Origin of the sequence: Pseudomonas sp. CFBP 13711 (assembly GCF_014842265.1) — a bacterium.
Taxonomy (GTDB): domain Bacteria; phylum Pseudomonadota; class Gammaproteobacteria; order Pseudomonadales; family Pseudomonadaceae; genus Aquipseudomonas.
The window spans coordinates 290429-303192 of record NZ_JACYVI010000007.1; the positions used below are offsets into that span (position 1 = coordinate 290429).

8 protein-coding genes are annotated in these 12764 nt (G+C 61.7%); 5 read left to right on the top strand and 3 right to left on the bottom strand.

The window, feature by feature from the left end; genetic code table 11:
• Positions 1-104: 104 nt before the first annotated feature.
• The 4 genes from IFT47_RS15615 (at position 105) to IFT47_RS15630 (ending at position 9480) form a co-directional block, all read left to right on the top strand.
• Complete coding sequence (locus tag IFT47_RS15615) at positions 105-2405, top strand: YgiQ family radical SAM protein (protein ID WP_192171087.1); 2301 nt, start codon at positions 105-107, stop codon at positions 2403-2405.
• Positions 2406-2652: 247 nt separating this feature from the next.
• On the top strand, positions 2653-5946 hold the full coding sequence (locus IFT47_RS15620; protein WP_192171086.1) for a transglutaminase family protein: 3294 nt from the start codon (positions 2653-2655) through the stop codon (positions 5944-5946).
• Between the two features lie 136 nt (positions 5947-6082).
• Entirely contained in the window at positions 6083-8584 is a 2502-nt protein-coding gene (locus IFT47_RS15625; protein ID WP_192171085.1) for a circularly permuted type 2 ATP-grasp protein, read from the top strand.
• Entirely contained in the window at positions 8584-9480 is an 897-nt protein-coding gene (locus tag IFT47_RS15630; RefSeq protein ID WP_192171084.1) for a transglutaminase family protein, read from the top strand. The genes IFT47_RS15625 and IFT47_RS15630 overlap by 1 nt, the downstream gene beginning before the upstream one ends.
• Positions 9481-9627: 147 nt before the next feature.
• Here the strand turns inward: IFT47_RS15630 and IFT47_RS15635 are convergent, their stop codons facing one another.
• Positions 9628-9858: a hypothetical protein gene (locus IFT47_RS15635; protein WP_192171083.1), complete on the bottom strand. Its 231-nt coding sequence runs from the start codon at positions 9856-9858 to the stop codon at positions 9628-9630.
• Between the two features lie 425 nt (positions 9859-10283).
• On the opposite strand from IFT47_RS15635, the gene azu reads away from it, so the two are divergent.
• Positions 10284-10730: an azurin gene (gene azu, locus IFT47_RS15640; RefSeq protein WP_192171082.1), complete on the top strand. Its 447-nt coding sequence runs from the start codon at positions 10284-10286 to the stop codon at positions 10728-10730.
• On the opposite strand, the gene IFT47_RS15645 is transcribed toward azu, so the two are convergent.
• Complete coding sequence (locus IFT47_RS15645) at positions 10731-11759, bottom strand: DUF1338 domain-containing protein (protein ID WP_192171081.1); 1029 nt, start codon at positions 11757-11759, stop codon at positions 10731-10733.
• Positions 11760-11910: 151 nt separating this feature from the next.
• Complete coding sequence (nadE, locus tag IFT47_RS15650; protein ID WP_192171080.1) at positions 11911-12738, bottom strand: ammonia-dependent NAD(+) synthetase; 828 nt, start codon at positions 12736-12738, stop codon at positions 11911-11913.
• Between the last annotated feature and the right edge of the window lie 26 nt (positions 12739-12764).

Sequence of the window (12764 nt, forward strand, 5' to 3'; positions counted from 1 at the left end):
TAATCCGACCTGTGCCGTCGGATTTGATCAAAATTTGTGCTATTCTCCGCGCCCGCGAATTTCCAAGCGAAAATCGCCCCCAGACACGAACACTGGTCATCGATATGCAAGCAGCCAAGCCGTTATTTGACTATCCGAAGTACTGGGCCGAATGTTTCGGACCAGCGCCTTTCCTGCCCATGAGCCGGGAAGAAATGGATCAGCTTGGCTGGGATTCCTGCGACATCATCATTGTCACGGGTGATGCCTACGTCGATCACCCTTCGTTTGGCATGGCAATCATCGGCCGGCTGCTGGAGTCTCAGGGCTTCCGCGTCGGGATCATTGCGCAGCCTGACTGGAAGTCAAAAGACGACTTCATGAAGCTCGGCGAACCGAACCTGTTCTTCGGCGTCGCGGCCGGCAACATGGATTCGATGATCAACCGCTACACCGCCGACAAAAAGATTCGCTCCGACGATGCGTACACGCCGGGCGGTATGGCGGGCAAGCGTCCGGACCGTGCGAGTCTGGTCTACAGCCAGCGTTGCAAGGAAGCCTACAAGAACGTGCCGATCGTTCTGGGTGGCATCGAAGCATCGCTGCGCCGCATCGCTCACTACGACTACTGGCAGGACAAGGTTCGCAACTCGATCCTGATCGACGCCTGCGCCGATATCCTGCTGTACGGCAACGCCGAGCGTGCCATCGTTGAAGTGGCTACTCGCCTGTCCTATGGCGAGACGATCGAAAGCATCACTGACGTGCGCGGCACGGCATTCATTCGTCGTGATACGCCGGAAGGCTGGTACGAAGTCGACTCCACGCGTATCGACCGTCCAGGCAAGATCGACAAGATCATCAACCCGTACGTGAACACTCAAGACACCCAGGCCTGCGCCATCGAGCAGGAAAAGGGTGACGTCGAGGATCCTAATGAAGCGAAGGTCGTGCAGATTCTGGCGAGCCCGCGCATGACCCGCGACAAGACGGTCATCCGGCTGCCGTCGATGGAGAAGGTCCGTAACGACCCGGTTCTGTACGCTCACGCCAACCGCGTATTGCACCTGGAAACCAACCCGGGCAACGCCCGCGCGCTGGTCCAGAAGCACGGCGAAGTCGACGTCTGGTTCAATCCGCCGCCCATTCCGATGACCACCGAAGAAATGGACTACGTGTTCGGCATGCCTTATGCGCGCATCCCGCACCCGGTGTACGGCAAGGAGAAGATCCCGGCCTACGACATGATCCGTTTCTCGGTGAACATCATGCGCGGCTGCTTCGGCGGCTGTACGTTCTGCTCGATCACCGAACACGAAGGCCGGATCATCCAGAACCGTTCCCACGATTCGATCATTCGCGAAATCGAAGAGATCCGTGACAAGGTCCCCGGCTTCACCGGCGTGATTTCCGACCTCGGCGGGCCGACGGCGAACATGTATCGCATCGCTTGCAAGAGCCCGGAGATCGAGTCCGCGTGCCGCAAGCCGTCGTGCGTGTTCCCTGGCATCTGCCCGAACCTGAATACCGATCACTCGGCATTGATTCAGCTGTACCGCAGCGCCCGTGAACTGCCCGGCGTGAAGAAGATTCTGATCGCCTCCGGTCTGCGTTACGACCTGGCTGTCGAATCGCCCGAGTACGTCAAGGAGCTGGTCACCCACCACGTCGGCGGTTACCTGAAGATTGCGCCTGAGCACACCGAAGAAGGTCCGCTCAACCAGATGATGAAGCCGGGCATTGGCAGCTATGACAAGTTCAAGCGCATGTTCGAGAAGTACTCCAAGGAAGCGGGCAAAGAGCAGTACCTGATTCCTTACTTCATCGCGGCCCATCCGGGCACGACTGACGGAGACATGATGAACCTCGCGCTGTGGCTCAAGGGCAATGGTTTCCGTGCGGATCAGGTGCAGGCGTTCTATCCGTCGCCGATGGCCAGTGCGACGGCCATGTACCACTCCGGCAAGAACCCGCTGCGCAAGGTCACGTACAAGAGCGACTCGGTCACCATCGTCAAGAGCGAAGAGCAGCGCCGTCTGCACAAGGCGTTCCTGCGCTACCACGATCCGAAGGGCTGGCCGATGCTGCGTGAAGCGCTGGAGCGAATGGGCCGTGCCGATCTGATCGGGCCGGGCAAGCATCAGCTGATCCCGCTGCACCAGCCGGAAACCGACACCTATCAGAGCGCGCGCCGCAAGAACTCGACGCCGGCCGGTAGCCACAAGGTTGCCAGGACCACCAAGATCCTGACGCAGCACACCGGCTTGCCACAACGCGGCAGCGACGGCAGCAAACCTTGGGACAAGCGCGAAGAGGCCAAGGCCGCGGCGGCTGCTCGTAACAAGCAGGCAGCCAAGGATCGCTCGGATGCGGCCAAACCCGGCAAAGGCAAGAAGCCAACGCGTCAGCCGGTCTTTCCACGCTAACGCCCTCGCGCCAACGCTTCTTCGCTCCACCAAAACGCCAGCTTTCGAGCTGGCGTTTTGCATTCCGGTGCAAATAACCCCACCCGCCTCATTTCCGTGCGACCCTTGCACCATTCGTTGAAGCGGGCGCGATTTTGGTGCTGTGCTTGGCTGAACAAGCTACCTCCACGCCGGAGGCGCCTGATTTGCCGGGGTGGCATAAGTCTTGCGCAGCTCCGTTACCGTCCAGGCTCGCAGGAGGCACGCCGTGTCGATTCACATTGCCTTGCACCATGTCACGCATTACCGCTACGAACGCGCGGTTGAGCTGGGTCCGCAGATTGTCCGCTTGCGCCCGGCGGCCCACAGCCGCACGCGCGTGTTGTCGTATTCGCTGAAAGTCCTTCCTGAAAACCATTTCATCAACTGGCAGCAGGACCCGCAGGGTAATTACCTGGCGCGGTTGGTGTTCCCGGACAAGACTGATGAGTTGCGCATCGAGGTGGACTTGGTCGCCGAAATGGCGGTGTTCAACCCCTTCGATTTCTTCCTTGAGCCCTACGCCGAGAAGATCCCGTTCACTTACGCCCGCGAAGAGCATCATGAGCTGCAGCCCTATCTGGAAAAGCTGCCGCTGACCCCAAGATTCCAGGCGTATCTGGACAGCATCGACCGCACGCCGATTCCGGCGATCGACTTTCTGGTCGGCCTCAACCAGCGTCTGGCCAATGACATCGGTTACCTGATTCGTATGGAGCCGGGCATTCAGACGCCGGAATACACCCTGGAAAACGCTTCCGGTTCCTGCCGTGACTCCGCCTGGTTGCTGGTGCAGTTACTGCGACATCTGGGTTTGGCTGCGCGGTTTGTGTCCGGGTATTTGATTCAGCTTAAAGCCGATGTGAAGGCGTTGGATGGACCCTCCGGCACCGACGTTGATTTCACGGATCTGCACGCCTGGTGCGAGGTGTATCTGCCCGGCGCTGGCTGGGTGGGCCTTGACGCCACGTCCGGCCTGTTTGCCGGTGAGGGTCACATTCCGCTGGCGTGCAGCCCCGAGCCGTCTTCGGCGGCGCCAATCAGTGGCATGGTCGAGCCCTGCAACACCGAGTTCACCCACGAGATGTCGGTGCAGCGTATCTGGGAGGCGCCCCGCGTCACCAAGCCCTACACCGAAGAGCAGTGGCAGGACATTCAGGCGCTGGGCCGGCAGATTGATAACGACCTGATGGCACACGACGTGCGCCTGACCATGGGCGGCGAGCCGACCTTTGTGTCCATCGACGACCGTGACGGGGATGAATGGAACACCGCCGCACTGGGGCCGAAGAAGCGTCTGCTCTCGGCCGAGCTGTACCAGCGCATGCGAGATCATTACGCGCCCCAGGGCATCGTTCATTTTGGTCAGGGCAAGTGGTACCCCGGTGAGCAATTGCCGCGCTGGTCGCTGAACTGTTTCTGGCGCCGGGACGGGCAACCGGTGTGGCGCAACAACGCGCTGGTCGCTGACGAAACCCGTGACTATGGCGCCGACAGCGAGATGGCGGGCAGTTTCCTGCGTAGCGTGGCCGAGCGGCTGAAGCTGCCGGCGCGCTACGTTTTCCCGGCCTACGAAGACCGTTTCTATTACCTGTGGCGTGAGGGCGCGCTGCCCAAAAACGTCAGCGCCGAAGCGTCGCGTCTTGAGGACCCCCTTGAACGCGAGCGCCTGCGCAAAGTGTTTTCCCAAGGGCTGGACACCATCATCGGCCACGTGCTGCCGCTGGCGCGAACCGCCGCCGACGATCATTGGCAGAGCGGTCGCTGGTACCTGCGCGACGAGCATTGCCGTCTGGTGCCGGGGGACTCCGCGCTGGGCTATCGCCTGCCACTGGCTTCCCAGCCTTGGGTCAAGGCTGCCGAGTATCCCTACATCCACCCGACCGACCACAATCAGACATTTGCCGAGTTGCCCGACCGCGACGAAGTTCAGTCGCGACTGGATGGCCTGGCAGAGCAGGGCAACCCGGGCGTCGAGCGCGAACCCGAGATCGACGAGTCCGCCGATTGGCTGACCCGCACCGCCTTGAGTGCCGAGGCGCGGGGCGGGCGGTTGTATCTGTTCATGCCGCCGCTGCAATCCCTTGAGGCCTATCTGGAACTGGTCGCCGCCATCGAAGCGACGGCCGAGGACATGCGCTGCCCGGTGTTGCTGGAGGGGTATGAGCCTCCGAGCGATCCGCGTCTGGCGAACTTCCGCATCACCCCGGATCCGGGCGTGATCGAAGTGAACGTGCAGCCGTCGTCCACCTGGGATGAGCTGGTCGAACGCACCGAGTTTCTCTACGAACAGGCGCGCCTGACCCGGCTGACCACCGAGAAATTCATGATCGACGGGCGCCACACCGGCACCGGCGGCGGCAACCATTTTGTCCTCGGTGGCGCAACGCCGGGCGACTCGCCCTTCCTGCGCCGGCCGGATCTGCTGCGCAGCCTGTTGAGTTACTGGCATAACCACCCGTCGCTGTCCTACTTGTTCTCTGGATTGTTCATCGGCCCGACCTCCCAGGCACCGCGTGTCGACGAAGCACGCAACGACTCGTTATACGAGTTGGAAATCGCCTTCTCGCAAATGCCCGCGCCGGGCGAAGAATGCGCGCCGTGGCTGCTGGACCGGCTGCTGCGCAATCTGCTGATCGACGTGACCGGCAACACCCACCGCGCCGAATTCTGCATCGACAAGTTGTACTCGCCCGACGGTGCGACCGGCCGGTTAGGCTTGCTGGAACTGCGCGCCTTCGAGATGCCGCCCCACGCACGCATGAGTCTGGCGCAGCAGCTGTTGCTGCGGGCACTGGTCGCGCGTTTCTGGCGCGAACCCTATGCACCGGCGAAACTGGCGCGCTGGGGTACCGAGCTGCACGACCGCTTCATGCTGCCGCATTTCATTGAGCAGGATTTCGCCGACGTCATCGCCGAGCTCAACAGCGCCGGTTATCCCGTGCGCGCGGAGTGGTTCGCGGCGCATCTGGAGTTTCGCTTTCCGAAGGTCGGCGATTACACCGTCAGCGGTATCGAGCTGGAGCTGCGCCAGGCCCTGGAGCCTTGGCACGTGCTGGGCGAGGAGGGTGCAGCGGGTGGCGCGGTTCGTTATGTGGACTCATCCCTTGAGCGCTTGCAGCTGAAGGTCACCGGCCTGCCGCCGCAGCGTTACATGCTCACCTGCAACGGTGTGCCGGTGCCGCTGCGACCGACCGGGCGCGTAGGCGAGTTCGTCGCGGGGGTGCGTTATCGCGCCTGGCAGCCGACCAATGCCTTGCAGCCGACGATCCCGGTGCATGCGCCGCTGGTTTTCGACATTCTCGACACCTGGATGCAGCGTTCGCTGGGGGGCTGCGAGTATCATGTCGCTCACCCTGGGGGGCGCAATTACGAAACCCTGCCGGTGAATGCCAATGAGGCGGAAAGCCGACGTCTGGCGCGGTTCTTCCGGGTCGGACACAGTCCCGGCAAACTGGACGTCCCCACGCTAACCCTCAACGATGAACTGCCGATGACCCTGGATTTGCGCCTGCATCGGTAATCGCGCCGGCGGCCTGACGTGGGGTCAGGTCGCCGTGCCGCACGTCTAAACATGGAAAGCGCCCCTGCGTGTCATGTTGTCTGCGCTACTCTGAGCGCAGTTGATTCGAGTCCTTTTGTTGTCTGCCGAGCCTTCCATGCCAGACCTGCTTGACCACTATCCGCTCACCCCGGGTACCTACCACGAGATGCTGGATGCCAGCGGCGCCGTTCGGCCGCATTGGCAGCGGCTGTACGAGCATCTCCAGCGCAGCACACCTGCGCAGCTCATCCAGCGTCAGGCGCTGCTCGCCAGGCAGATTCAGGAAAACGGCGTCACCTATAACGTCTACGCCGACCCCAAGGGCGCCGATCGGCCCTGGGAACTGGACATGCTGCCCCACGTGATTCCACTGGAAGAGTGGCAGCCACTGGCGGCCGGCATCGCCCAGCGCGCGCGTTTGCTCAATGCCGTGCTGGCTGATCTCTACGGCCCGCAGGAACTGATCGCCGAAGGTCTGCTGCCGGCGGAGCTGGTGTTCGGCCACAACAACTTTCTCTGGCCATGCCAAGGCGTAAAGCCGCCTGAAGGCACTTTTCTTCATGTGTACGCGGTTGACCTGGCGCGCACGCCCGACGGTCGCTGGTGGGTCACCGCCGACCGGACTCAGGCGCCGTCGGGTGCCGGTTACGCGCTGGAAAACCGGCTGATCGTGTCGCGGGCGTTTCCCGAGTTGTACCGGGATCTGCAAGTCCAGCACCTCTCGAATTTCTTCCGGTCGCTGCAGGAAACCCTCGCGCGCCAGGCACCCACCAGCCACGAAGCCCCGCTGGTGGTACTGCTAACACCTGGGCGTTTCAACGAAAGCTATTTCGAGCATCTTTATCTGGCCGGTCAGTTGGGTTATCCACTGGTGGAAGGCAGCGACCTGACCGTGCGCGACGCGACGGTGTACCTGAAAACCCTGAGCGGCCTGCGTCGTGTTCACGCGATCATGCGCCGTCTGGACGACGATTTTTGCGATCCACTCGAACTGCGCACGGATTCCGCGCTGGGCGTGCCGGGCCTGCTTCAAGCGGTGCGACAGGGCCGCGTGCTGGTCGCCAATGCCTTGGGCAGCGGCGTGCTGGAATCGCCGGGGCTTTTGGGGTTTCTGCCAAAGATCAATGAACACTTATTTGGTGAAGAGCTGCTGCTGCCGTCGATCGCCACCTGGTGGTGCGGCGAGCCGCCGGTGCTGGCCCAGGCGCTGGAGAAGATGCCGGAGCTGCTTATCAAGCCTGCGTTCCCGTCCCAGAGTTTCGCCCCGGTCTTCGGCCGCGATCTCAGCGACGATGACCGCCAGGCCCTTGCCGCGCGTATGCAAGCCCGGCCTTATGCCTACGTCGCGCAGGAATTGGCGCAGTTGTCCCACGCGCCAGTCTGGCAGGGCGAGGACAGTCAGCTGCAGCCCCGCGCCATCGGCATGCGCGTGTACGCGGTGGCAACGGCCGATGGATATCGCGTCCTGCCGGGCGGCTTGACCCGTGTGGCGGCCGATGCCGACGCTGACGTGGTGTCGATGCAGCGCGGCGGCGCAAGCAAGGACACCTGGATTCTTGGCGAGCGACCCCTGGGTAGTGAACCGTGGAAAAACCGTCACTCGCTGGGCGTGCACGACTTGATCCGCCGCGACCCGTACCTACCGTCGCGTGTGGTGGAAAACCTGTTCTGGTTCGGTCGTTATTGCGAGCGCTGCGACAACAGCGCGCGCCTGCTGCGGATCATGCTGACGCGCTATGTCGACGGCGATGATCCAGTCGCTTTGCAAGCAGCGGTCGAGCTGGCCGAACGGTTGAATCTGCTTCCGCTCCAGGACGAAGATGAGCCGAGCGAGCTGCATGAGCGTTTGCTTGAAGCGCTGTTGGGTGACGACTGGCCGTTCAGCCTGCGTTCCAATTTGCAGCGCCTGCAGTGGGCGGCGTCACAGGTGCGCGGCAAGTTGTCCCGCGAGAACTGGCAGGCGCTGGTGGAATTGCAGCGTGAAGCCCTGAGCCTGGAGACCGAGAGCCCTGATTTCGGTGAGTTGCTGGATTTCCTCAACCGGCTGGTGATGTCGCTGGCGGCGCTGTCCGGTTTTGCCCTGGACGACATGACCCGCGACGAGGGCTGGCGCTTCCTGATGATAGGGCGGCGCATCGAGCGCTTGCAGTTTCTCTGTACGACGCTGGCGGCGTTCCTGCGCAGCGAGGCGGTGTTTCATCAGGACGCCCTGGACGGGCTGCTGGAGCTGGGCAACAGCGGGATCACCTACCGCTCGCGCTATCTGGCCCTGCCGCAGTTGATCCCGGTGCTCGACCTGCTGGTGCTGGACGATCAGAACCCCCACGCGGTGTTGTTTCAGCTCAAGCTGGTGGCGCGCTCGGTGAAGCGCATGAACGAGGATTTCGGTGTGCCTCAAGACAACAGCCTCGCGACACTGATTCAGCGGCTGGCGGTGTTCGATCTGGGTTGCCTGGAAGAAGGGTTGTTCGGTGAGAGCAGCATCAAGGCAGCACTGGATGGGCTGGCGGATCTGCTGCAAACCATCGGCGAGACCAGCGGCCACGTTTCGGACCGGCTCGCGCTGCGTCATTTCGCCCACGTCGATGATGTCAGCCAGCGCACGGTGTCGGTCTGATGAACAGCGCCCAATATCAAGTCCTCCACGACACCCACTACAAATACGACAGCCCGGTTTCCCTGGCCCAGCAGCTCGCCCATCTGTGGCCACGGCGCAGTCCCTGGCAGCGCTGCCTTGAGCAGCATTTGGTCATCAGCCCGACCCCGACCACCCGCCGTGATGAGCTGGACGTGTTCGGCAATCCGCTGACGCGCCTGGCGTTCGAACGTCCCCATGATGAGCTGCAGGTCAACGCGCGCCTGCGCATTGAAGTGCTGGAACGACCGCAGCTGGATTTCAATGGGTCCGCTCCATGGGACGAGGCGCAGCATCGACTGACCTACAGCGCCTCGAGGATGGCGCCGGATATCCTCGACGCCTGCCGCTATCGCTTCGAATCGCCCTACGTGCATCTGAAGCAGACCTTCGTTGAATTCTCCGCCAGCTGCTTTCCCGCCGGACGGCCGATGCTGCTGTGCGCGCAGGCGCTGATGGAGAAGATATTCGAAGAGTTCACGTTCGATGGCGAGGCGACTCAGGTGGCCACGCCGCTGGTGGAAGTGCTGGAAACCCGACGAGGTGTCTGTCAGGACTTCGCTCACTTGATGCTGGCGTGCGTGCGCTCGCGCGGGCTGGCGGCGCGGTATGTCAGCGGCTATCTGCTGACCCAGCCGCCGCCCGGCCAGCCACGGCTGATTGGCGCCGATGCGTCCCATGCGTGGGTGTCGGTATTCTGTCCGGTGTTGGGGTGGGTGGATTTCGATCCGACCAACAACGTTCAGCCTGCGCTTGAGCACATCAGTCTGGCGTGGGGGAGGGATTTTTCTGACGTGTCGCCATTGCGGGGGGTGATTCTGGGAGGCGGGAGCCACGATCCGGAAGTGCGGGTGACGGTGATGCCGATTACGGGTTAGGCGGGCGTTGGTATCGACGGGGCTGTGAGCGCGCTTGCGATATCGGGGTGTCAGCCAATGGATGGATCATGGCGAAAATCCCATCGTGAGCAAGCTCACTCCTACAGGTTTTCGCGTTCATCCATCCCATTGCGCTGAATCAGATGATCACTCAGCAGGCTTTTCTTCGGCGGAGCCTTTTACTTCGGTGGAGCCTTCAGCATCGGTAGAGTGCTCAGCTTCGGTGGCGCCTTCGGCGTTTTCGCCGTCTACGACTGCACCTTCTCCAGCCTCTGCTTCAGCCTTCTCGGCCTGCTTGCGCTGTGCTTTTTCCTCTTTCTTTTGCTCTTTTGCCAGATCACGTTGGCGTTTGGCGAAGGAATAGTTGGGTTTGGCCATGGGCAGTCCTCGAGGCAGACGATAAGTCAGCACATTCTGCCTGAGAATGGTGCAAAACCGGCGGGGTATTTTTCCTCACTCGATCATCAATCACGGTCAGTTGCCCGCCATTACAGGTCTCAGCCGTTGAAAACCGCGCGTTTATAGACGCCGTAATCCTGGCTGGCGCGGTCGTAATTGCCCGATGCGCCGCAGGCGTAAGCGGCGAGCAAGCTACGGAAAATGCTGGAAAGTTGCATGGGATCGTCCTGAAGATGGGTGACAGGGCGATCTTATGCAGCCATCGTAGCGCTGACTGTTTGATTGTCTCGATGGCTCCGATAGAGGCCGCCCAGAGGTTCTCATTAATAGCGGTTGATGCATTGTTCTAATTTAGGGCAGTCTTTGTATACAAAATAAAGGGCTGCCCCACCAGGAGACGCACCATGATTCGCAAGCTTGTCGCTGCATCCGTTCTGACTTTGGCCAGTGGGCACCTGCTGGCGGCCGAATGCTCGGTCGAAGTCGATTCCACCGACCAGATGACGTTCACCACCAAGGCCATTGAAATCGACAAGAGCTGCAAGCAGTTCACCGTCAACCTGAAACATACGGGCAGCCTGCCGAAGGCGGTCATGGGCCACAACCTGGTCATCAGCAAATTCGATGACATGTCGCACATCGCCACTGACGGCATGAGCGTCGGCATCGACAAGGATTATCTGAAGGACGGTGACGCGCGCGTTATTGCCCACACCAAAGTCATCGGCGGAGGCGAGTCGGATGCGGTCACGTTCGACGTATCCAAGCTGCATCCGGCCCAGGCATATGGCTTCTTCTGCTCGTTCCCGGGCCACATCGGCATGATGAAAGGCACTGTCACGCTGAAGTGATTATTGGGCCTGCTTCGAGTCGGTCATCTTGAAGATGCCCTGGGCGTTGCTGCTGTCGAAGTTGAGATCGATCTTGCCGTTGTCAGGGTCGATCTTGCGCTGAATGAACTCCACGAATGAGCCCGGCACCTTGTGCGTCACCACGACGCCCTCGGCGGTCAACAGCCCTCGGGCTACCGTGCACGCCTTGTACGCGGTCTGCATGACCCTTCCCGAACCTGACACCTCGATACTGTCCTTCATTGGCCGCTCGCGCCGATGCTGTTCGGCCACCGTCGCTTCCAGATCCACCACCCGATCGGTCAGGTGATTGAAGCTGTTGCCTTCGGTGGCGATCCACGCCATTTCCGCGCTCTCGCTGAGTAGCTTGCGATAGTCATCTTCCCGAACGACGCCATGCTGGCGGCCAAACGCGCGATACAGCGCCGGTAGCAGCTGAGTGGCTTCCATGAGGCTGCAATGCCGGGTCGTGCGCAGGCGACTCAGAACGCTCAAGTCTTCAGGGCTCAACGGGTCGCGGCTCGAACCGACGACACGGCTGACCGCCTCTTGAAACGGCTGACTGAGTCGGCCGGGGTGCAGTTCGGAGACGAAGAACTGCGCGATGTCTTCGGGCAGGTCCATCTGGCGATAGCCCCAGCCGGTCATGTTCAGTTTGGTCAGCGGATAGGTGCGCACATCGGTGAAACCCAGCGGCTCCAGCAGGCGCGAGAAGGCTTGACGACCGCGCGGCAATTCGCCGTTGTCCGCCCAGTCGACGGTGCGGATCGCGCCGTGGTCAAACACCACCTTGCGGCCGCCCTCGGATTGCTCGTCCACGTAGCGAAGTCCGTCAGGCACGGCCTCCACCAGCTTGTGGAACAGGCACAGGTTCAACGCTTCAGCGAGCCAGACCCGATGGACCGCCTCGTCAGACCATGAAAATCCGCTCAGCGCCTGAGGCACCTCGACGCGGTGTTCGAGCCATGCCGCAGCGGGCTGGCCGACGGTGGACGCAACGAGGGAGAAGAGGCCTTGGAAAGCAGTCATGGATAGCGGCTCTGGGCGGGGAAGTCAGAGCGCTATGTAAGCCGTGATGGCGAGCGCCATCAAGCGAAAAGAAATAACGGGTTCATTCCGTTTTTGAATGCTGCCCGATGGATTTTCATCCAAACCCATCGGGCATCTTCATTACCGAGCCTTATGGCGCGTACGGCAGATCCCGTTTGTGCTGGGTCTTGCGGTAGGTGCTGACAATGATCTCGGCGGTTTCCTGCTTCACCGGCTCACCGTGCAGGAAGGCGTCGATCTCTGCGTAACTGATGCCGTGGGCCGCTTCGTCCGGTTTGCCGGGGACCAGTTCTTCGAGGTCGGCGGTGGGGACTTTCTCGACCAGATTTTGCGGCGCGCCGAAGCTGCGGGCGATCGCGCGGACCTGATTCTTCACCAGACCGCTCAACGGCGCCAGGTCGCAGGCTCCGTCGCCGAACTTGGTGTAGAAGCCCATGACCGCTTCAGCGGCGTGGTCGGTGCCGATGACCAGACCGCCTTTCACGCCGGCAATGGCGTACTGCGCGACCATCCGCGTCCGGGCCTTGATGTTGCCTTTTACGAAATCCACGGCACTGGCGGCCTGGCCTTCGAAGGCTTTGATCTGATCAACCAGCGCTTTCACCGAGGGCGCGATGTCCACCGTGTGGCGCTCGTCCGGGTTGATGAAATCCACCGATGCCGTGGCTTCATGTTCGTCGTGCTGGATGTGGTACGGCAGGCGCACGGCGATGAAGGTGTAGGCATTGTCGCCGGTGCTCTCACGCAGCTCGCGGACGGCGCGTTGGGCCATCAGACCCGCTGTCAGCGAATCCACGCCGCCACTGATGCCGAGCACCAGCACTTTCAGGCGGGCGTTGTTCAGGCAGTCCTTGATGAATTGCACGCGGCGGCTGACTTCCGCCTGCAGCGCTTCGTCATTGGCGAAAGGCGGCTGGACGTTGAGCTGCCGGGCGATCTCGCGCTGTACGTCTTGCATGATTGACTCCTTGAGCAAAAAAGGAA